Here is a 21,728-nt window from a genome sequence, read left to right as displayed (position 1 = left end):
TCACCTGCCGGTGCAGCAGACCCGACCGATGATGTCTCTGGGCTTCGTGTAGCCGTGCTGGCTGGCGTCAGGTGACGGACAGGGCGACCGGGCGGAGCCGCTCATGCTCGACCGGAGTGAGCATGCCCATCCGACTCCACCCAATCCACAACATCGAGGTCTCTACAAAACCGGGGCGGTTCAACCGTACGATCTTCGGTTGGCCTGACCATCATCGATGATCAACGCGGTGGTTGCCTGATGCCCGCGCCAGGCCCAACGCCAAAGTGACGTTGCTCGGGTATCGCTACTAACCGTGATCGGGCCGGTAGGTGCCGCCAGCGCCGATCCGCAGCGGTTCCCTGGTGGTCACGCGGCGGAGCCGTCCGCTGGGTGCGGGCCGTCTGCCGCCGACCGACACGACACGACTGAAGCGCGACCGAAGCTCGCGTGTCCGATCGCCTCGATGCTCACCGCTGTAGTGGATTCTGCGCGGTCGTTGAGCTCGATCGCGAGGTCACGCAGCAGTGGATGCAACTGGTAGCGCTTGCGGTCGCAGGCGGTGATGAGGTTGTCGTCAGCCAACGTCTCGAGCCCCTGTTCCAGCGCGGCGAGGGGCATCCGGGCGGTTGCGGCGCAACTCCGGGCGCTTAGCCGGGGGCCACTCTGCCGGCCTAGGAGCCGGAACAGGCGTTGGTGTGCGTCGCTCAAACGGTGGTATGAGGTGAGCAGGGTGTCGGAGACGGTCTGCTCGTGCGGCCCGAGTAGGCGCAGCCGCTGACTCGGGTGCTGAAGTTGCCTGACCAGATCCGCAACCGTCCACATAGGGCGGTGACGCAGTCGGGAGCCCGCTGCTCGAACGGCGAGGGGCAGGTGCCCGCAAAGCCGGACGACCTCCTTGCTCGCTGCGAGTTCCTCCGTGACCCGGTTTTGGCCGCAGGTGGTCTTGAACAGTTGGAGGGCGCAGTCCGGTCCGAGCGGACGAAGGCTCACCGGGTGCGAATCCGGCAGGGCTATCAGTTGTCGCCGGCTGGTGACGAGCACCAGAGAACCCGGGGTTCCCGGCAGCAGGGCCGGCACGAGGGTCGTGTCCGCGACATTGTCGAGGAGCATCAGCACGCGACGTCCCGCCAATGCAGCCCGAAGCCGCGCGGCCTCCGCGTCGAATTCGAAGGGCTTGAGCGCCGATGGCAGCCCTGCCTGACGCAGCAGTGCGTCCACCACCGCCTCGGGACTGAGCGGATGCTGCCGAGCGCTGAAGCCTCGCAGGTCGACGAAGTACTGCCCATCGGGGTACCGCTCGGCCAGTCGATGAGCCAGGTGGACGGCGAATGCGGTCTTACCCACCCCGCCCATGCCATCGATGACCAGGACGGTGGGGCGGTTGGCTTCGGCAGCCCACTCGACCGCCTCGGTCGCCTGAGCGATCGAATCCTGCCGTCCGACGAAGTCGGACAGTCGCGGTGGCAGGTAGGAGGTGCAGGTGGCCGGGGTGGCGGCGGGGGCCGCCGGCTCGTAGGCCTTCCGGGCTGGCGGATGACCTGTGCCGCGCAGCACGGCAGTGTGGATGCGGCGCAACTCGACACCTGGGTCGAGACCGAGATCCTCGGCCAGGCGGTGACGGCCCTCATCGAAGGTGGCCAACGCCTCTGCTTGTCGGCCACTGCGGTAGAGCGCAAGCATCATGGAGCCCCGCAAGGACTCCCGGAGTGGGTAGCGAGCGACGTACTCCTTGAGCTCGCTGACCAGGCTGGCGCCCTCACCAGCGGCCAGCCGTAGCTCGGCCAGCCTCTCCACCAGGCCGATTCGCTGCTCATCGAAGCGTGCCGCCACGCTGTCGAGCAGGGGGGTCCTCGAACCGTCCAGGGTGTTGCCTCGCCACTGGCCCACCGCGGCGGCCAGCAGGTGGATGGCGTCCTGGTTGCGACCCTGGGCCACCGCCCGGTCAGCCTCGGCGATTCGCTGGCGGACCAGGTCAGCGTCCAGGACCGCCTGGTCGAGTCGGATGCGGTAGCCCCCTGCCTCGGTGTGCAGGGCTGTCGATGGGAAGCCGGCCTCCACCAATCGTCGCCGAAGTGCGGCGACCCCGTTGTAGACCTGCCGCCGAGCCGTTCTGGGCGGGTCGCTCCACAGCTCGTCCACCATCCGTTCCACCGGGACGCTGAGATTGGCGTTGACGAGCAGAATTGCCAGCAACTTCCGTTGTCGGTCACCGCCGAGATCGACTAGACCCGAGGCGCCGTGCACCTCCAGCGGGCCAAGAATGGAAAACTCCATGGAACATCCCCCCGTGCCTGTTGCGCATTCGCGCCGTTGATCGTCTCCAAGTTATACGGCTACGGTGCACTCAGAGTCAGCGACAGTCTTCTGACAGAGTCCACGGCTCGCTGAGCGGCGGTCCGGTGCTGGACCCTACCCGCTTATGCGGGCGATAGCGTCTGAAAAACGTCTGCCGTGAGTGGTCGCAGATGAACCCCCACCCCTGGGTTCCATCTGCTGGTCGGGCAATGACACAAAATCGCCCGAATCGCTTTAGTGATCCTTCCCGCCGCGCAGAAAAGCGGGGAGGACCGTAATGTCCATCTCACCGTAGCCGGCGTCCGCCGCTGCGGTCAGCATGCGCTCCGCGCCTGCGACCGCGCCGTCGTCGAGCGCTCCGGTGGCACCGACCAGGCGCAGGTCCTTGGCAGCCAGGCCTACCGAGAACTGCGTGGGCGCGTCAGGGTTCGACAGGCGGGCGCGCAACCTCGGCACCAGGGAACCCACGGCGGTCCCGGTGAGCACGTCCAGCATCATCTCGGCATCGAGGTCGAGATGATCGCTGAGCCGGAGCGCCTCGCCGAGTACGACGAACGAGCTACCGAGAGCCAGGTTGACCACGAGCTTCGCCGATGCACCCGCCCCGAGTGCTCCCACATGACGCAGCTTTCCGAGCGACTCGAGGGCGGGTCGGCAATGGTCGACGTCGACCGGAGCACCCCCGGCAAGGATGACCAACTCGCCCGCGCGGGCCTTGGGTGTGCTGCCCTGCACGGGTGCGTCGATGAACCGCAGCTGCGGTGCGAGTCGCGCCCGCAACTCGGCGACGGCGGCGGGTCCGATGGTGGACATGTCGACCAGCACCGCCTCCGGGCTCAGCCCGTTGACGGCCCCGTGCGAGCCGAAGAGCACGTCGGTGACCGCCGCTCCGTCGGTCAGCATCGTGATGACGATTTCGGCCCCTCGCGCCGCCTCGCTCGGCGTCGGAGCCGCGGTGGCCTCGGTTCCTTGCAGAACATCGGGAACCCCGCTTCGGTTCCACAAGGTCAGCTGGTGGCCCTCGTCGAGTAGCCGGAGAGCCATCTGGCTGCCCATACGGCCGAGGCCGAGAAGCGCTATACGTGACATTGATCAACCTAACCTGGCGACACGTGAATTGATCAACCTGACCTGCCTGGGTACCGGTCAGATCATAGGGGCTCCCTCGCCTGCGTGCATTACCCCAACGTGTTGAACAGTGCACGATCGATGCGTGAACGGTGCCTGAACGGTGCACGCCGATTCGACCATTGAGCGTCGGGTTGACCGAGCGGATGGGGGCGCCGAGGTGAATCGAGACAACGATGCCGCAGATCAGAATGTCGCGTGCCTGGTGCAGCAGTGGGCCGCTGTCCAGCCCGCCGCGCCTGCCGCATGCGACGGCACCTCGTCGGTCCTGACCTATGCGCAGTTGTGGGAGCGCGCCGGTGAGGTCGCCGACCAACTGGCCGGCGGCGGTGTCGCTGCCGGTGAGTACGTCGCTGTCCGGGGGCCCCGTTCGCTAGATCTGCTTGTCGCCGTCCTCGGCATCGTCCGGGCCGGCGCCGCGTACGTCCCGCTGGACGCGCACGCGCCGGCCGAGCGAATCGGCGCGATTCTCGACGAGACGGCCGCACGCGCGGTGGTCGACGTGCACAACGGGGCGCTGACCGTCGAGTGGACGCGGCAGGCCGGGCACCTCGGCGAGGCCGGTGCATCCCGCACGCGAAGCGCTGACGATCCGATCTACGTGGCATACACCTCGGGGTCCACCGGCCGGCCGAAGGGTGTCGTCATTCCGCACCGGGCGGTGCGCCGGCTGGTGTTGGACCAGCCTTACTGCCCGCTGGCCCCCGGCGACCGGGTCGCCAACTCCTCCAACCCGGCGTTCGACGCGACGACCTTCGAAATCTGGAGCACCTGGTGCGCTGGTGCCACCGTCGTGGTGGTGCCCGCCCTCACCGACCTTGGGATCGAGAGCTGGGTCGAGGAGACCCGGCGGCTCCAGATCACGACGATGTTCCTGACCACATCGCTGTTCCACGCGGTCGCCCGCGAGCGGCCGGACGCGTTCCGGTCGGTACGGGATCTGTTGGTGGGTGGCGAGCAGATGGAGATCGGCGCGGCCCGCGCCGTGCTGGCCTCCGATCCGCCGAAGCGGTTGATCAACGCTTACGGGCCCACCGAGACGACGACTTTCGCCAGCTTCTTCACCTGTACGCCCGCCACCCTGAACGGCCTCGATCAAGTCCCGGTGGGCTTCGCTCTGGAGAACACTGACCTGTCCATCATGGATGAGGATGGGCACGGGGTGAGCGACGGCGAGGTCGGCGAGCTGTGGATCGGTGGCCCCGGCGTCGCCACCGGATACCTGGGACAGGACGATCTGACCGCTCAACGCTTCGTTTCGGACCCACGGACCGGACGAACCATGTACCGCACCGGTGACCTCGCTCGTCGGCGATCCGACGGGGCGGTGGAACTGCTCGGCCGGCGCGACCGCCAGGTCAAGATGCGGGGTTACCGCATTGAGTTGGAGGAGATCGAGCGAGCCGCTACCGGCACCGGCCTGGCCGCCGCAGCTTTCGTCGAGCGGGTGGGCGAGGGGCCCTCGGCCATGCTCGTCGGCTTCGTGCTGCCCCCGGCCAATGCGTCTGTCGACCTGCCCGGGTTGACCGAGGCGCTCAGCCGGCGGTTGCCGGACTACATGGTGCCGGCGCGGTGGGTCGAGCTGACCCACCTGCCCGTCGGTCCCACCGGGAAGGTCGACCGTGACTACCTGAGGGCGCTGCTCGACGCCGACGCCCGGGAGTTGGAGCCGACGCCGGAGGTGGACGATCCGGTACTCCAACAGGTGCGGGCGATCTGGCGCGAGGTTCTCGGCCGGCCCGGCGTGTCCCCCGGGGACAACTTCATCGACCTAGGCGGCAACTCGATCCTGGCCGTACAGGTGATGTCGCGACTTCAGCAACAACTGTCGGTCGAGGTCGAGGCGGCGGACGTGCTGCTGGCGGATTCCATGGCCGACCTGGCCAGGTCCCTTCGATCCGGGGCGCGGACGCCCCTCACCAGTCACCTCGATCTTCAGCGGGAATCATCGTGATCACAGCGAATGTCGAACCAGTCCTGCGACACACCGGCTTATCCCAGGCCCCGCTGTCGCACGCCCAGCAGCGCCTGTGGTTCATCGACGCAGCCGACCCCGGCGCTGCCACGTACAACGTTCCGCTGCTCATGCGTTGGCTCGAGCCGCTCGATCCGGCGGCGCTGTCCGCCGCGCTGACCGCGGTGGCCGACCGACACGCGGTGCTGCGAACCCGGTATCACCTCGTCGAGGGTCAGCCCGTCCAGGAAGTGACGCAGAGCGTGACTGTTCGTCTGGACGTGGTGGATCTGACGGGCGACCCCAACCCCGAAGACCGGCTGCACGCCGAGGCCGCCGCAGCGGCGTGCGAGCCATTCGACCTTGCGGGTGGAATTCCGGTGCGCTGCCGGGTGTGGCGGGGCGTACCCGGGGGAGACGCCGCCCTGATCACCTTCCACCACATCGCCATCGACGGCTGGTCACTGTCGGTGTTCTTCGCCGATCTGGAGGAGGCGTACGGCGCGGTGCTCGCCGGGCGTCCCGTCGAGTGGGCCGAGCCGGAGATTCGGTACATCGACTTCGCCGTCTGGGACCGTGAGGTCACCGGGGGCGACGCCGCCCGCAACCGGCTCACCGCCCGCGCCGCCGAGCTGCGCCCGTACGCCAGTCCGTTGGTGCTCGGGCTGGGGGAGGCACGCCGGGGCGGGGCCCCGACCCGTCAGGGCGGGCAGGTGGTGTTCGAGGTCGGCGACCCGCTGCGCGCCGACGTCCACGGCCTCGCGGCCCGGCTGCGCGTGACCCCCTTCGTCGTTCTGCTCGCGGCCTACCAGGAGGTGCTGCGGCGCTGGTCGGGACGAAGCGAGTTCCTCGTTGGTACGGTCACGGCCAACCGGCCCCATCCGGCCACGGAGAAGCTGGTCGGCTTCTTCGTCAACACCGTGCCGCTGCGCTGCGCGCCTCGGGCGGAGGATTCGTTCAGTGCCCTCTGCGGCGAGGTCCGCAAGGAGGCCTTCCGGTCGCTGACCCACCAGTTGATCCCCTTCGACCAGCTCAGCGCGGAGATCGGCGGCAACGGCCCACTGGTGCAGGTCGGCTTCGCGCTGCAGAACATGCCGGCCTGGGACTCCGTCCGACCGCGTTGGGGGGCGCCGGTCCAGCTTCCCACCGGGACGGCGAAGTTCGACCTGCTCCTCATCCTCGAGGAACGGCCGGACGCCATCGTGGGCACCGTCGAGTACGCCGACGACCTGTACTCCTCGGACCTCGCCGTCGAGTTCGCCGGGCACTTTCAGGTGTTGCTCGCCGCCGCGGTGGCCAACCCCGACCAACGGGTGTGCCATCTGCCCCTCACCCGACGGGAGCCAGACCTCGTGCCGCCCTGCGTGCTGGTCGGCCCGGTCAGCGATCTCGCTGGAGCCCGTGCGGCCATGATCGGGGGAGCGGCGTGACCACCATCGCAGACCTGGTCGTAGCGCAACTGCGTGCCCGCGACATGACGGCCGTGCGCGTTGGCCAGATCAGTCTTTCGTCGGCTGGCCTCGACGCCTGGTCCGGCGCGGTCGCCTCCCACCTGCAGGGCCGGGGGATCGGTCCGGGTCACTTCGTGCCGGTGCTCGCCGCGCGCGGCGGCGCCCTCGTGGCCGGCTGCCTGGGTGTTCTGCGCAGTGGCGCGGCATTCGCCCCGCTGAGCCTGGACACCCCGAAGCATCGGCTGCGCCACATCCTCAGCGAGCTCGACGCACGAGTGGTGCTCACCGACGAGGCAGGCCGGTCGATGCTCGACGAGCTGGCCGTGGACCTCACGCTTCTGGAGGACCTGCGGGGGGTGGACGGGTTGCCGGCGGCCGTGGGCACCGAACCCGACGACCCGGCGGTCGTCATCTACACCTCCGGCACCACCGGCCGGCCCAAGGGCGTGCTCGTGCCGCACCGCGGGTTGCTCAACACGGCGCTGTGGTGGGCCGCCGACACCGCGCTGACCGTGTCGGACCGGGTGCTGTGCACCTGGTCGACGGCGTTCGACGGGGCGACCTTCGAAGCGTTCCGCACCCTGGTCAGCGGTGCCACCCTGGTCTACGCCGACGACCTCGAGCGGCGCGACCCGAGGGCCCTCACCCGCCTGGTACGCGGCCCGCTCGGGGCGACCGTGACCTCCATGACCCCCAGCCTGGCCAGGGCGATGTTGGACAGTGACGAAGGTGGCCCGACCACGCTGCGCACGCTCTACCTCGGCGGTGAGGCGGTCACCCGTCAGCTCGCCAAGGACTGCAGCGAGGCGTGGGGCGTCGAGGTCCGCAACATCTACGGCCCCACGGAGGCGTCCTGCATCGGCACCTTCGCACCGGTCGACCTGGCCGAGGAACGGCCGCCGATCGGCGGCCCGCTGCCCAACACCCGCGCGTACGTGCTCGGGCCGTACGGGGAGGAACTGCCCAGGGAGGTCCCCGGTGAGCTGTATCTGGCGGGTACCGGCATCGCCCTGGGCTACCTAGGGCAACCGGAGCTGACGGCGGCGGCCTTCCGGCCCGACCCGTACTGCGACGAGCCGGGCGCCCGGATGTACGCCACCGGCGACCGCGCGGTGCTGCGCCAGGACGGCGCCATCCTCTGCCTCGGGCGGGTGGACGACCAGGTGAAGATTCTGGGCCACCGGGTGGAGCCGAACGAGGTCGCGCGCCTCATCGAGGAGCAACCGGGCATCCGCGGCGCGGTGGTCCTCGCCGAGGGGGCACCTCGTCGACTCGTGGCATTCGTCGAACTCGACGACGTCGACGCGCCGTCCAGCCGAGAGGACGTCCTGCGCCCACTGCAGCGCTGGCTGCCGCCGGCCGTGCTGCCGACCGAGGTGTACGCCGTGCCGGCGATCCCCATGACGGTCAACGACAAGGCCGACCTGACGGCGCTGCGTGGGATGCGGGATGTGCGACTGGCCCACGCCGCCGGACCCAGCGTGCAACTGCACGGGGACGAACTGCGCGCCGCGCGGATCTTCGCCACCGCACTGGCCGGCACCGGGCAGAACCGGCGTCCGGTCGACGCCCTGGCCCTCGCGCCGGACACGGACTTCTTCGTGCTCGGCGGCCACTCGCTGCTGGCCGTCAACATGCTCGCGGCCGCCGAACGGCAGGTGGGCCACCCGCTTCCGCTCGGGCAGTTCCTCGCCGAACCCACGGTCGCCGGTCTCGGCCGGCTCCTCGCCGGCGGGCGGCCCGTGACAGCCGAGGCCCCGACGTCCGACGAGGTGTACCCGGCCTCCTCGGCGCAGCGCCGGTTCTGGCTGATCGACCGGGTGGAGCAACTGCGCAGTGCGTACCTCGCACCGACCGTGCTCGAGTTCGACTCCGCCGGATTCGGTGACCGCGACGTGGAACTGCTCGCCGAAGCCACCCGCCAGGTGCTCGCACGGCATCCGGCGCTGCGTTCCCGGTTCCGGCTCGACACCACCGCACGCGCGGTGGTCTACACCACCGACGGCCCGCCTCCACCACTCCAGATCACCTCCGCGCGGGGCTGGGACGAGCAGCGGCTGGCCGCGCACCTCGCGACCGCCTGTTGGAGCCCGTTCGACCTGGCGGAGCAGGCACCGGCCCGCGCCGAGATCATCGTCGGCGAGGAGCGGGTGCTGCTCATCCTGGCCATCCACCACATCGTGATCGACGGCTGGGGCCAGGCCGAGTTGCTCGACCAGATCGCGGCGGTCTACCGGGCCCGCCGAGATGGGGCCACCGCTGACCTGCCGCCGGCGATTCACCCCGCCGCGGTGCTAACCGGTAGCCCGGTGCCGGCGACGGAGTCGGTGCTGGCTCACCTGCGCGGCGCGCCCACCGACATCGAGCTGCGGCATGACCGGCCACGACCCACCGTCCAATCGACCACCGCCGCGACCCGGACTCGCACCCTGGACGAGGGGCTCGCGGCGCGGCTGCGCGAGACCATGAACGACCTGGGCGTCACCACCTTCATGACGACCGCGGCCCTCCTGGGGGCGGTGCTGGCCAGGGCCGGCGGGCAGCGGGACTTCCTGTTCGCGTTCCCGTGGCTGGGCCGCGAGACGGGCGAGACCGCGCACGCGGTCGGGATGTTCGTCAACACCCTCGTGCTGCGGGTCGACCTGCGGGGCGAGCCAACCTGGCGGGAGCTGCTGGACCGGGTCCGGGACAGCGCGATGACCGCCTACCGCGACTCTGCCGCGCCCTTCGACGCGGTGGCCGCCGCCATCCACCCCGGGCGGGACCTGAGCCGCCCACCCGTCACACCGGTGTACCTCGCCGCCCTGGATGCCCCTCCGGCCATCCCGGACTTCGGGCCGGACGCCACCGTGCGGTTCCGCCAACTCGTCCCGCTGCACCTGAAGTACGAGCTGGAGCTTGTCGCGACCGACCTCCCGGACAGCGTCTCGTACACCGCGACCTATGCGACCGGCCTGTTCGACGCCGCGACCATCGACGCCCTGCTCGACAGCATCGAGCGCTGCGTCACCGACCTCACCACCGATCTGAACGCTGGAGTCACGAAGGAGAGCTCGTGGTAATCGTCGAATCAGAGATCGTCGAGAAGGTGCGGCGCGCCTGGGAACAGGTCCTCGACGTGGCGCACGTGCCACTGGACGTGTCCTTCTTCGAGGCCGGCGGCGACTCGCTGCTGCTGATCCTGCTGCTCGACCAGCTCAATCCGCTCGCGGACGGCCGGCTCGACGCCGCCGACCTGTTCCAGCACACCACCGTCGTGGCGCAGGCCGACCTCATCTGCGGTGGCCGTGCTCCGGTGACCCGGGCGAAGGTGGGGCCCGGCGAGCGCTCAGCCCTGTTCAATCGCGCCCGCCGAGACCCGAAGGACAGCCAGTGAGCAGCACCGACATCGCGATCGTGGCAGTCGGTTGCCGGTTCCCCGACGCCACCACACCGGAGACGTTCTGGCGCAACCTGGACAGCGGGCTGGTGTCCACCCGGCCGCTGGACGAGGAGACCCTCCGGACGGCCGGGGTCAGCGACGACACCCTGCGGGATCCGGCGTTCGTCCGGGTCGCCGCCACCCTGCCGGAGGCGGCGGACTTCGCCTCGGAGTTCTTCAACTATCCGCCCGCCGAGGCGGAGTTGATCGACCCCCAGCAGCGACTGTTCCTCGAGGCCTGCTGGGAGGCGCTCGAGTCCGCCGGGCATCCCGCCCGTCCCGACGGGCCGGTGACCGGCGTCTTCGCCGGGGGCGCGTCGAGCACCTACTCCTCGGCCGTGTTCGCCGCGAAGGTGCGCGAGTCGGGCCTGGCGGCCGCGGTGGACGACATGGGGCTGCACCTTGGTGGCCTCGGCGACTTCCTCAGCTCCCGGGTGGCGTACAAGCTGGGCCTGCGGGGGCCGAGCGTCGGCGTCCAGACGGCCTGTTCGTCGTCGCTGTACGCCCTGCACTACGCAGTGCTCAGCCTGCTGTCCGGTGAATGCGACATCGCGCTGGCCGGTGGCGCCACCGTGCTGGAGCCGGTGATGGGCTACCGCTACCAGGCCGGTGGGCTGATGTCGGAGGACGGTTTCTGCCGCGCCTTCGACTCCCGGGCCACCGGCACCTCGTTCAGCTCCGGGGTGGGGGTCGTGGTGCTGCGGCGGCTGACGGACGCGCTCGCCGACGGCGACAACGTCCTGGCGGTGGTTCGCGGCTCCGCGGTGGGCAACGACGGATCCGCCCGCTCCGGCTTCACCGCGCCGAGCCCGTCCGGGGTGGCCGACGTGGTCAGCGGGGCGCTGCGGGTCGCCGACGCCTCCGGACGCGACCTGCGGTACGTCGAGGCCCACGGCTCGGGCACCGCGCTCGGTGACCAGATCGAACTGCGCGGGCTCAGCGACGGCCTGCGGCACTACGGTGCCGACACCGGTTACTGTGGGCTGGGCTCGGTGAAGGTGAACATCGGCCACCCGGGGCCGGCCGCCGGCATCGCGGGCCTCATCAAGGCCGTGCATGTCGTGCGGACCGGCAACCTTCCCCCGCACCCCTTGTTCCGGCATCCGCGTCACCCGGGCATGCTCGCCGAAAGTCCGTTCTTCGTCAGCACCGAGTCAGGGCACACCGCCGACCCGGCGCGACTCGTCCTGGTCAACTCGATGGGCCTCGGTGGCACCAACGCCGCCGTGGTCCTGGCGCCGCCCCCCGCGCCGGTGCGGCCCAGCGCGCCCGTCCGGCCGTCGATCACGCTGGTGCTCTCCGCCCGCAACCGCAGCGAGCTGGACGCCATGTCCCGTAATCTCGCCGACCGGCTGGAAGAGGGTGAGCTGCCTCCGGCCGACGTCGCCCACACCTTGCGGGTGGGACGCCACGACTTCGATGTGCGCCGCGCCGTCGTCGCGCCACCGGAGCGGTTGGCGGCCACGCTACGGCTGCCCCGGCCGCCGGCCGCCCGTACCGTGACGTCGACCGAACGAGCGGTCACCGTGGTGGCTGGCGGATCGTCGGCCGCTGTGGTGGAGCGGCTCCGGCAGGTCTTCGGCGCCGACTGCGAGGTCACCGACAGGGTTCCCGAGGTCGTACCGCCCGGTCGGTTCCTCATTCAGGTCGGGGCCGGGGAAGCCGGTACCGATCGATTCGTCCTGCCTGCTGCCGCGGACGACGTACAGATCGAAGCGGCTGTCACCGCCGCCTGGCTGCACGGCGTACGGGTGGACTGGGAGCCACTGAGTCGCGGCACCGGACGGCGGGTGGCCCTGCCGACGTACCCGTTCACCCGTCGGCGGCACTGGATCCTCGACCGGTACCCGTCCGCTGCGGAGGTCTCCGCCCCGGCCACCGGACCCGCTCCGGCGCTGCCGGCCGGCACGGGCTCCGGTGAGGTCGAGGACGAGCTGCTGGCAATCTGGCGTGACTTGTTCGGCGTCGAGGGCATCGGCGTCGACCACGAATTCGGTGCCCTGGGCGGATCTTCCCTGCTGTCGGTGCAGATGGCGCTGGAGGTGCAGCGACGCCTGGGGGTGCTGGTTAACCTGCACCGCGCCGGCGGCAGCCGAGCGACGATCCGTCGCATCGGCGAGATCGTCCGCGGGGTCCGGGCCGGCGCCGCACGAGGGGCCGACGACATCGATCCGATCGCGGACGGCGACGGGGAACTGATCGACCTCGATCTGCAACTTCCCTTGGGCGAGGTCAACCCGCGCCCGGCCGCCGGCACCGATGTGCTCCTCACCGGCGCTACCGGTTTCCTCGGTACGTTCCTGCTGCACGAGCTGCTCAAGGCTAGTGCCGGCCGGGTCTACTGCATCGTGCGGGCCGAGGACGAGGATCAGGCGTGGGCCCGGCTCGACGCCGCTGCCACCTCCCTCCTCCTGCCGGCACCGGACCGGTCCCGGGTCCACCTGGTCCTCGGCGACCTCAGTGACGTGGGCACCCTGTGTGAGACGTACCGGGACGGCGAGTTGGCTCGACGCGTCGGCACGGTCGTGCACTGCGCCGCGAAGGTGGTGTTCACCGAGCCGTACCGGGTGCTGCGTACCGACAACGTGCTGACCATGGTGGAACTGCTGCGCTGGATGCGCCGGCACGGCATCGCGGACTTCGGCTTCGTCTCCACTGTGGCCGCCACCCATCACGCGCTGGGCGCGGACGGCAGGATCCTGGAGACCCGGGAACAGCCGCTGGACCCCCAGCAGGGCGGGTACGGCGTGGGCAAGTGGGTGTGCGAGCGGATCCTCGAACGGAGCGAAACCGACGGCATGCGGGTCCGCATCTTCCGTCCCGGTTTCATCCTCGGTTCCACCGAGACCGGCGCCTGCAACCACAAGGACCTGGTGTGGCACATCGCCGCCAGCGGCCTGGCGGTGGGTGCCCACCCCATGGACGACCGGGCCATGCCGATGGCCCCGGTAGACCTGGTTTCCCGGGCGATCGCCGAGCTGTCCCTCGACCCGGGCTCCGCAGGCCGGGTGTACCACTTGACCGACGAGGTCGCGGTGAGCCCACAACGCCTCTTCGCGCTGCTCACCGAGGTCGGGCTTCCCACCACTGCGGTCACCCCTGAGGAGTGGCAGCGGAGGGTCGCCGACCGCTCCCTGGCCACCGGCAACGAACTTCTCGCCACCATGGCCCTCTACGAGTTGGAGGGGCACGCCCTCGGCGAGCGCGACCTGGAGGCGGTCGCCTGGCGGCGGTGGCTAGCCGCTCGTGGCCTGGACCCGGCACCGACCGGTGACCTGCTGCGCCGCTGCCTGACCTTCCTCGCCCGTACCACCACCAAGTTCGGCGAGCTGATCGCCGAGGACCTCGAGTCCGCCCAGAAGATCGAAGTGGGGGCGCCGTGACCAGCACCGCATTCGCACACCGGCTCGCCGTGGTCGGTGCCGGGACGATGGGTACCGGCATCGCCGCGTTGGCGGTCGGCCACGGTATACCCACTGTGCTGATCGACATCGACGAGGCCCGGCTGGACCGGGCCCGGTCGGAGGTCTTCCGGCTGACGCGGTTGGGTCAGATGATGGGCGGCCTGCCGCGCGGTGCGCAGGCCGGCGAACTGGTGACGACCGGGCTGGTCGGGGACCTGGCCGAGGCCACCGCCGTCGTGGAGTGCGTCACCGAACGGGCCGACCTCAAGGCTGAGGTGCTGGCCGAGGTTACCAAGGTCGTGGCGCCCGGCACTCCGGTGCTGAGCAACACCTCGGGGATCCCGGTCGACGAACTGGCTGAGGCGGCGGTCCGGCCGGCCGACGTACTCGGTGCCCATTTCATGAACCCGCCGTACATCATCCGGGCGGTTGAGGTGATCCGGGGCCGGCGCACCAGTCCCACCGCGCTGGAACGCGGCCTGGACCTGCTGACCAGCGTCACCCGGGAACCGATCGTGGTCGGTGACGCGCCCGGCTTCGTCATCAACCGCATCCTCCAGTGGAGCATCAACCGGGCGGCGCACCTCGTGGAGGAGGGGGTGAGTACCCCGGCCGACGTCGACGCGCTCTTCGTCGGCTGCCTGGGTCACCGCACCGGCCCGCTGGCGACCGCCGACCTCATCGGCCTGGACAACGTCGTGGACTCCCTCTGGGTCCTACAGGAACGCACGGGCGACGCCGGATACCAGCCGGCGCAGCTGCTGCAACGCATGGTTCGGGAAGGCAAGCTCGGCCGCAAGAGCGGTCAGGGCTTCTTCGAGTACGGAGGCACCCGCTCATGACCGCGTCAATCGACCAGAGCACCGACGCCTGGGTGCAGTCGGAACTGCTGGCCTTCCTGTCGGCCCGGACGAAGACAGAGCTGGAGCCGGACCGCGACCTGTTCGCCTCGGGACTGGTGTCGTCGCTGTTCGCGATGGAGCTCGTGGCGTACGTCGAGGACCACTTCGGCGTGGTGGTCGGTGGAGACGACCTGCGGCTGGACACCTTCCGCACGGTCGATCGGATCACCGCACTGGTGCGGCGACTGCGGTCGGAGGCGGCAGGTGGGTGACGACCTGACCCGCACGGTCGCCGACCTGGTCGCCGGACGCGCCGACGATTGGGACCGGGCCGGTGAGATTCCCCGATCGGTGATCCGGGAGCTGGCCGGGCAGGGGCTGCTCTGCGCCGAGGTGGACGTCGCCTACGGCGGGCTGGGGCTCTCCAGCCGGGACAACGGCGAGTACACCGCAGGGGTCGGTGCCATCTGCAGCTCCCTGCGTAGCCTGATGACCTCGCAGGGGATGGCCGCCTGGGTCATCCAGCGCTTCGGTGACCAGGGGCAGCGCAGGGAGTACCTCACCCGGCTGGCCGGCGGGGACACTGCGGCGGTCGCGTTCAGCGAGGCCGGCGCGGGAAGTGACCTGACCGGCATGCGCACCCGGGTCACCGTCGAGGGTGACCGTGCGGTGGTGACCGGGCAGAAGGTGTGGGTGACCGGTGCCGCCTACGCCGATCTGCTGGTGGTGGTCGGTCGGTACGGTGACGGCGGCGCCGCCGTGGTGGTGCCGACCACCTCGCCCGGCGTGCGGGTCGAACGCATCGCCCAACCGCTCGGCTGTCGCGCGGCCGGGCACGCGATGGTGACCCTCGACGAGGTCGTGCTGCCCGCGGGGAACGTGCTGCGCGGTGCGGGTCAGCCGCTGAGCTGGCTCGTCACCTCCGCACTGAGCTACGGCCGCCTGTCGGTGGCGTGGGGGTGCGTGGGAATCCTGCGCGCCTGCCTGGCCGCCGCGACCGGGCACGCCCGGGTCCGGGAACAGTTCGGCAAACCGCTGGCCCAGCACCAGTTGGTCGCCCGGCACCTAGCTGAGCTGTTCGTGGCCGAGCAGGTGGCGACCCGCATGTGCGAACACGCCAGCCTGTGCTGGGACTCCAACTCCCTCAATCTCGCCGCCACCGTGGTCGCCGCCAAGCATGTCGCCGCCCGCGGCGCCGCGCGGGGCGCCGCGACGGCCGTGCAGGTGCTCGCCTCCGCCGGCGCGGTGGACGGCTCCCCGACCGCACGGGCGTACCGCGACGCGAAGCTCATGGAGATCATCGAGGGCAGTAACGAGATCAGTCAGCTGCTGCTCGCCGAACACGCCCTGGCGGTGACGCCATGACCGCCATCGGCATCGGGGCTGTGCACTGCCTGCTGCCCGACACCCAGCAGAAGGTCCTCGACCTGCCGGAGTTCCCCACCCTCGGCCATGAGGAGGCGGAGTTCGTCCGTGGCAGCGGGGTGTCGACGGTGGGACTGTTCGAGAACGCGACGGCAGCGGAGCTGGCCGCGAAGGCTTGCCGGGAGGTGTCAGCGGGCGGGTCGCCACCACCGGAGATGCTTCTGCTCGTCGCCCCACGCTCGCCGGACGTTCTGCTCGGCTCGGACGCCTGCCGGGTGCAGGCCGACGCCGCGCTGACCTCGGCCTTCGCCTTCGAGATCGACGGCCTGGGCTGCACCGGCTCCAGCGCGGCCTGGGCACTCGCCCGGGACCTGCTGGTCGCCGACTCCAGCCGCGACACCATCATGATCGCCCACGGCAGCCGCCCCACCGGGGTGGATCGCATCCGGTTCCCGGTGGCGGTGATCGGTGACGGCGCGTACGCCATGACCATGGTGCGCGGTGGCCGGCCGGCCCTGCGCGCCCACCGCATGCAGACCGACGGCAGCTTCCACGACCTCTTCCGAGTCGACTACAAGCAGGCCCCCTGGTACGAGTGGCGCGAGGAGTGCCTCTCGCCCGACCGCTACCGCTTCGACCTGGCGATGCACAGCAGGCTGCGGCTGAGCAAACTGGTCGAGGGAGTGCTCGCCGACGCGGGCGTCGACAAGGGCGGGGTCGCCGCGACCCTCATGCAGAACGTCACTGCCGGCGCGTTCGACTTCTACGAGACGCTGCTCGGCCTGCCCATTCATCAGGTGTGCCGAGACAACCTGGCCCGGTGGGGTCACCTCGGCGCGATGGATGTCGTGCTCAACCTCCAGGATCTGCTCGCCACCGGCGAGGTGGCCGAGGGTGACCTCGTCCTGGTGCTCAACAACAGCCCGGTCGCCGCCTGGTCGGCGACCATCTGGGAGGTGTGATGACCCTCGACAACGGCCCCGCCACGATCAAGTGTCTCGTCTGGGACCTCGACAACACCCTGTGGAAGGGAACTCTGCTCGAGGACGGTGAGGTCCACCTCAGTGACGAGATCCGTCAGATCGTCATCGATCTGGACGCCCGGGGCATCCTGCAGTCGGTGGCCAGCCGCAATGACCACGACGAGGCCTGGGCCCAACTGGAGAAGCTCGGGTTGGCGGAATACTTCGTCGTTCCGCAGATCAGTTGGGGACGCAAGTCGGACGCGGTGCGTCATATCGCGGACACGTTGAAGTTCGCCCAGCACACCATCGCTTTCATCGACGACCACCCGGCCGAGCGGGCGGAGGTCGCCTTCCACCTGCCGGAGGTCCGGTGCTACCCGGCGGAGGAGGCCCTCCGCCTCGCCGAGCTGCCCGAGTTCAACCCGCCGGTGATCACCGCCGACTCTCGGCGACGCCGTGAGATGTACCAGGCGAGCAACCGTCGGGACACCGAGCGCGCCAGCTTCGACGGGCCGGAGGAGGAGTTCCTGCGCTCGCTCGACCTGCGGATGGGCATCGACCGGGCCACCGACGCGGACATCGCGCGGCTGGAGGAACTCACCCTGCGCACCAGCCAGATGAACGCCACCGGGGTGCACTACTCGGAGGAGACACTGCGGGGGATGGTCGCCACCGGCGGCCACGACGTGCTGGTGGTGTCGATGACCGACCGGTTCGGCCCGCACGGCGCCGTCGGCGTGATCCTCCTGGAGCGGTACCCCGGGGTCTATCACCTGAAGCTGCTCGCCACCTCATGCCGGGTCGTCGCCTTCGGCGCCGGCGCGGTGATCCTGCGGTGGCTGACCGACCAGGCGGCTCGGGCCGACGCTCACCTGGTCGCCGACTTCCGACGCAGCGACCGCAACCGGATGATGGAGGTCGCCTACCGGTTCGCCGGCTTCGACGAGCAGCCCTGCGACTGCCTCGCCGCGCTTCCTGCCGCGGACGACCTGCAACGGCTGCACCTGTCGCCGCAGCCCCAGCTCGCCCCGACGACGATCACCGTTGTCGCGGTCGACCTGAGGGGCGGTGACGAAGTTGCAGCCGACTGGACCTGCGCTCTTACCTGAGGAAACCCTGTACGAGTGGTTCGCCGCGTCGGCCCGACGGTGGCCGGACTCCGAGGCGTTGCGCATCCGCCGATCCTCCATCAGCTACCGGCGGCTGGCGGACCTCGCCGACACCATCGCGGCGTACATCGTGCGTGAGCACGGCGCCGTGCCCCGGCGGGTAGCGCTCCTGGCCTCGCGCAGCATCGTCGCGTACGCCGGTTACCTGGCCGTACAGCGTCTCGGTGCCGCCGTCGTCCCGCTCAATCCGCGCTACCCGGCCGTCCGCAACACCACCGTCTGCGAGATGGCCGAGGTGGACCTGGTCCTGTCCGACGGGGCCGTCGCCGCTGCGGTCGCCGCCGAGCTGCACTCCCACGTGCTGACCGTCACCGACGAGGAGCTGCTGGCGGCGCACGTCACGCATGCGCTGCCCCCCTACCGCACCGCGCCGGACGATGTGGCCTACGTGCTGTTCACCTCGGGCTCGACCGGGCAGCCGAAGGGGGTGCCCATCCGCCACCACAACCTGTCCGGGTACCTGGCGCACAACATCGACCGCTACCGGGTACGCCCCGGCTGCCGGATGTCGCACACCTTCGATCTGACCTTCGACCTGTCGGTGTTCGACCTCTTCGTCACCTGGGGCGGCGGTGCGGCCCTGATCGTTCCCACCCGCGACGAACTGCTGAGCCCGGTCGACTACCTGGTCGAGCACGCGATCACGCACTGGTTCTCCGTCCCCTCCGTCATCACGGTGACCGGTGGGCTCGGAAACCTGCCGGCCGGGCGGGTGACCGAGCTGAAGTATGCGATCTTCTGCGGCGAGCAGCTCACCTACGCCCAGGCCCGAGCATGGCGGGGGGTAGCGCCGCGCGCGATCGTCGACAACGTGTACGGGCCCACGGAACTAACCCTGGCGTGCAGCGAGTACCGCCTGGGTCCGGATCCGGAGACCTGGCCGCCGACCTCCAACGACACCGTGCCGATCGGCGCCGTCTACCCGTCGCTGGAATACCTCGTCGTCGACGAGGACGGGGTCCCCGGCAGCGAGGGAGAGTTGGTGGTACGCGGGCAGCAACGTTTCACCGGATACCTCGACCCGGCGGACGACCGGGGCCGTTTCTGCACCCTCGACGACCGGGGGGTGGTCACACCGACCCTGGGGAGTCCCTCGGCGGCGGACTACTACCGCACCGGGGACCGGGTCCGGGTGGAACATGGCCAGCTCGTGCACCTGGGTCGGCTGGACAACCAGGTGAAGATCCGGGGGTACCGGATCGAGCTGGGTGAGATCGAGGCCGCGCTGCGCCACCATCCCGCGGTCGACCACGCCGTCGTCGTCGCGGCTCCCGAAGGGGAGGACGTCGTGCTGGCCGCCTTCTACACCGGCGGGATGGTCGCCGACAACGAACTGCTCACCTGGCTACGCCGTCGGGTCCCGGTATATATGGTCCCCCGTCGTTACCGTTGCCTCACCGAGTTTCCACTCAACAGCAACGGCAAGGTCGACCGGGGTCGGCTGCTAGCCCTCCTGGCCGCTCCGTCACCGGAAGCCGAACGCTCGACCGCGGGGGTGCGTACGTGAAACTGCTAGAACATCTGGTCCCGCCGCAGGGTCCGGTGCGGGTGCTGGCCGTCAGCAACCTGGCCCGCACATTCGGCAACGGCATTCTCCTGTCCGTCAGCGTCCTGTACTTCATCCGCTCGGTGGGCATCTCGCCGACCCGGGTAGGGCTAGGCCTGTCCCTCGCCGCCGCCTTCGGCATGCTGATCAGCATCCCGGCGGGCCATGTCGCCGACCGGCTGGGCGCCCGCAACACCGCGATAGCCTTCGTCGCCCTGCAGGGCGCGTTGGTCTGCGGGTACACCTTCGTCGGCGGGTTTACGAGCTTCGTGGTCCTCGCCGCGCTCGTGGTCGGTGCGGAGGCGGGAGCCGACGCGTCACGGGGGGCGCTGGTCGCCCAGGCGGTTCCCCGGGAGCAGCGGGTGAAGGCTCGGGCCTACCTGCGCTCCGTGACCAACATCGGCATCTCGCTGGGCACGGTGGTGGGTGGCGTCGCGCTACAGCTCAACACCGGTGCCGCCTACCGGACGATGCTGCTGGTCAGCGGTGCCGCCTTCATCCTCGGCGCCCTGCTCTTCCTGCGTCTGCACAATGAGCACATCACCCGGCACGAGGAGAAGGCCTCCGTCGGGCTGGTGCTCAAGGACCGGCCATATCTCGCCGTGACTGCGCTGACGGCGATCCTGGCCATGAACGACGGGCTGCTGACGGTGGCCCTGCCGCTCTGGATCGCGGACCGAACGAACGCACCGGTCGCGGTGTACTCGGCGATCCTGCTGGTCAACACCATCATGGTGATCCTGTTTCAGGTGCGGGCCAGCGCCGGCGCCGAAACCGTCCAGGGCGGCGCCCGGGCGCTGCGCCGCTCCGGGCTGCTTCTGGCGGTGTGCTGCGGGGTCTTCGCCCTGGCCGCCGGTGCGCCCGCCTGGTTGGCGGTGGTCGTCCTCATCGTCGGAGCGCTCATCCACGTGCTCGGGGAACTGCTCTACGCCGCCGGTTCCTGGGCTCTGGCGTACGAACTCGCACCGGAGCACGCGCAGGGGCAGTACCAGGGCCTGTTCGGCATGGGGGGCAAGGTGGCCAAGATGGTCACCCCGGCGATCACCGCGGTCCTCATCATCGGTGTGGGTCGCCCCGGCTGGCTGATCTTCGGCGCCCTGCTGTTCGCGGCGGGCGCGATCACACCATTCGTGGCGCGCTGGGCCGAACGCACCCGCCCTCCTGCCCGCGAGGTTGCCGCAGCGGCGCCCGCCACCACCGTGGACAGCGGCATGGGCTCGGTCCCCGGTACACCCCCACGTCAGGAAGAGGCCGCGCGATGAATGAGACCTACCGGGAGATCTACGGGATTTCGGTGCACTGCGTCGCGGATCCACGCGCGGCCACGGTGGTGGACGCCTTCTTCGGCGCGCCGGTAGCGCCACGTGCGGACGCGCCCAGCCTCAGGCTGGCCGTCCGGGTGGCGGACCATCCTGCCGCAGCCACCGCAGAGCCGCCGCACACCGAGGAGGTGATCGCCGCTGATCCGATCATCATCGACACGGGTGGCTCCAGGTGCGAGTTCGACGTGGCAGCGGGGGTCGCCAGGGTGACCCTGTGCGCGGCGGACCTCACGAACCCGATCGTGTGGGGTCGGTGGATCTTCGAGCGACTCGCGCTGTACCTGGTGTGTCGCTCCTCGCGGCTCTACCCCCTGCACGCCGGGGCGTTCGTCGCTGACGGGCACGCTGTGCTGGTCAGCGGGCCCACCGGTATGGGTAAGTCGACCTTCGTCCACACCGCTCTGCGGCACGGCGCCGAACTCGTCGGCGAGGACATCATGGTCCGTGACCTGCGGGACGAGGTACCGGGACGGCTGTGGGGTTACCCCCAGGCCCTCTACGTCACCCCGGAGCGGCTAGCCGGCAACGCGGACCTGGCGCAGGCGGTGACCGCACCGGTCAACGACGGCGAGAAGCTTCGCGTGACCATCAGCGGGCCGCTGACCGCCAGGCTGCGGTCCTCGGTCGTGCCGGACAGCGTGGTTTTCCTGAGCCGCGGAGACGCCACCATACGGCCGTTGACGGTCGACGAGGCGGTGCAGCGATGCCGCGACGACTTCGCCACCGGCAAGGCCGATCCGGTGCTCCTCGGTGAAATCGAAGACGACCTGCGGAGCTTGCTGGCCGACCGACTGATCTGGGAGTTGGCCATGTCGAGCGACCTCGACGCCAGCTACGACCGGCTGTTGGACATGGTGCGCTCACTCGCACCCACGAACTGAACG

The 21,728-nt window shown here is 70.1% G+C and carries 15 protein-coding genes; 13 read left to right on the top strand and 2 right to left on the bottom strand.

What is annotated here, in order from left to right:
* Positions 1 to 348: 348 nt before the first annotated feature.
* Both ABZ795_RS16485 and ABZ795_RS16480 read right to left on the bottom strand, forming a co-directional pair.
* On the bottom strand, positions 349 to 2,256 hold the full coding sequence (locus ABZ795_RS16485) for a BTAD domain-containing putative transcriptional regulator (RefSeq protein WP_357530949.1): 1,908 nt from the start codon (positions 2,254 to 2,256) through the stop codon (positions 349 to 351).
* A 255-nt stretch (positions 2,257 to 2,511) separates the two neighbouring features.
* Positions 2,512 to 3,366: an NAD(P)-dependent oxidoreductase gene (locus ABZ795_RS16480; RefSeq protein WP_357530948.1), complete on the bottom strand. Its 855-nt coding sequence runs from the start codon at positions 3,364 to 3,366 to the stop codon at positions 2,512 to 2,514.
* Positions 3,367 to 3,565: 199 nt separating this feature from the next.
* Between ABZ795_RS16480 and ABZ795_RS16475 the strand changes: the two genes are divergently transcribed.
* The 13 genes from ABZ795_RS16475 to ABZ795_RS16415 are packed head-to-tail and all read left to right on the top strand — an operon-like array spanning position 3,566 to position 21,725.
* The gene (locus ABZ795_RS16475; protein WP_357530947.1) at positions 3,566 to 5,359 is read left to right on the top strand and encodes a non-ribosomal peptide synthetase; all 1,794 of its coding nucleotides are present in this window, start codon (positions 3,566 to 3,568) and stop codon (positions 5,357 to 5,359) included.
* A complete protein-coding gene (locus tag ABZ795_RS16470; protein WP_357530946.1) occupies positions 5,356 to 6,789 on the top strand; it encodes a condensation domain-containing protein in 1,434 nt (477 codons plus the stop codon). Before ABZ795_RS16475 ends, ABZ795_RS16470 begins: the two co-directional genes overlap by 4 nt.
* Complete coding sequence (locus tag ABZ795_RS16465) at positions 6,786 to 9,872, top strand: amino acid adenylation domain-containing protein (protein WP_357530945.1); 3,087 nt, start codon at positions 6,786 to 6,788, stop codon at positions 9,870 to 9,872. The genes ABZ795_RS16470 and ABZ795_RS16465 overlap by 4 nt, the downstream gene beginning before the upstream one ends.
* Positions 9,866 to 10,186, top strand: coding sequence for a phosphopantetheine-binding protein (locus ABZ795_RS16460; protein ID WP_327025207.1), 321 nt, complete (start codon positions 9,866 to 9,868; stop codon positions 10,184 to 10,186). Before ABZ795_RS16465 ends, ABZ795_RS16460 begins: the two co-directional genes overlap by 7 nt.
* The gene (locus ABZ795_RS16455) at positions 10,183 to 13,614 is read left to right on the top strand and encodes a thioester reductase domain-containing protein (protein WP_357530944.1); all 3,432 of its coding nucleotides are present in this window, start codon (positions 10,183 to 10,185) and stop codon (positions 13,612 to 13,614) included. The genes ABZ795_RS16460 and ABZ795_RS16455 overlap by 4 nt, the downstream gene beginning before the upstream one ends.
* Positions 13,611 to 14,477, top strand: a complete 867-nt coding sequence (locus ABZ795_RS16450; RefSeq protein ID WP_357530943.1) for a 3-hydroxyacyl-CoA dehydrogenase family protein — start codon at positions 13,611 to 13,613, stop codon at positions 14,475 to 14,477. Before ABZ795_RS16455 ends, ABZ795_RS16450 begins: the two co-directional genes overlap by 4 nt.
* Positions 14,474 to 14,749, top strand: a complete 276-nt coding sequence (locus tag ABZ795_RS16445) for an acyl carrier protein (protein ID WP_327025210.1) — start codon at positions 14,474 to 14,476, stop codon at positions 14,747 to 14,749. Before ABZ795_RS16450 ends, ABZ795_RS16445 begins: the two co-directional genes overlap by 4 nt.
* A complete protein-coding gene (locus ABZ795_RS16440) occupies positions 14,742 to 15,842 on the top strand; it encodes an acyl-CoA dehydrogenase family protein (RefSeq protein ID WP_357530942.1) in 1,101 nt (366 codons plus the stop codon). Before ABZ795_RS16445 ends, ABZ795_RS16440 begins: the two co-directional genes overlap by 8 nt.
* Entirely contained in the window at positions 15,839 to 16,804 is a 966-nt protein-coding gene (locus ABZ795_RS16435) for a 3-oxoacyl-[acyl-carrier-protein] synthase III C-terminal domain-containing protein (protein WP_357530941.1), read from the top strand. The genes ABZ795_RS16440 and ABZ795_RS16435 overlap by 4 nt, the downstream gene beginning before the upstream one ends.
* Positions 16,804 to 17,916: an HAD-IIIC family phosphatase gene (locus tag ABZ795_RS16430; protein ID WP_327025213.1), complete on the top strand. Its 1,113-nt coding sequence runs from the start codon at positions 16,804 to 16,806 to the stop codon at positions 17,914 to 17,916. Before ABZ795_RS16435 ends, ABZ795_RS16430 begins: the two co-directional genes overlap by 1 nt.
* Positions 17,876 to 19,483: an amino acid adenylation domain-containing protein gene (locus ABZ795_RS16425; RefSeq protein WP_357530940.1), complete on the top strand. Its 1,608-nt coding sequence runs from the start codon at positions 17,876 to 17,878 to the stop codon at positions 19,481 to 19,483. Before ABZ795_RS16430 ends, ABZ795_RS16425 begins: the two co-directional genes overlap by 41 nt.
* A complete protein-coding gene (locus ABZ795_RS16420) occupies positions 19,480 to 20,784 on the top strand; it encodes an MFS transporter (protein WP_357530939.1) in 1,305 nt (434 codons plus the stop codon). The genes ABZ795_RS16425 and ABZ795_RS16420 overlap by 4 nt, the downstream gene beginning before the upstream one ends.
* Entirely contained in the window at positions 20,781 to 21,725 is a 945-nt protein-coding gene (locus ABZ795_RS16415; protein ID WP_357530938.1) for a hypothetical protein, read from the top strand. Before ABZ795_RS16420 ends, ABZ795_RS16415 begins: the two co-directional genes overlap by 4 nt.
* The last annotated feature ends 3 nt before the right edge of the window (positions 21,726 to 21,728 follow it).

Source organism: Micromonospora sp. NPDC047134, assembly GCF_040643455.1.
Classification (GTDB): domain Bacteria; phylum Actinomycetota; class Actinomycetes; order Mycobacteriales; family Micromonosporaceae; genus Micromonospora.
Note: the sequence above shows the minus strand (reverse complement) of the source record. Positions and strands in the feature narration are given on the sequence as shown.

Coding starts and splice junctions, on each gene's coding strand:
- ABZ795_RS16485 (WP_357530949.1), bottom strand. CDS start 2,256: ATGGAGTTTTCCATTCTTGGCCCGCTGGAGGTGCACGGCGCCTCGGGT.
- ABZ795_RS16480 (WP_357530948.1), bottom strand. CDS start 3,366: ATGTCACGTATAGCGCTTCTCGGCCTCGGCCGTATGGGCAGCCAGATG.
- ABZ795_RS16445 (WP_327025210.1), top strand. CDS start 14,474: ATGACCGCGTCAATCGACCAGAGCACCGACGCCTGGGTGCAGTCGGAA.
- ABZ795_RS16435 (WP_357530941.1), top strand. CDS start 15,839: ATGACCGCCATCGGCATCGGGGCTGTGCACTGCCTGCTGCCCGACACC.
- ABZ795_RS16430 (WP_327025213.1), top strand. CDS start 16,804: ATGACCCTCGACAACGGCCCCGCCACGATCAAGTGTCTCGTCTGGGAC.
- ABZ795_RS16415 (WP_357530938.1), top strand. CDS start 20,781: ATGAATGAGACCTACCGGGAGATCTACGGGATTTCGGTGCACTGCGTC.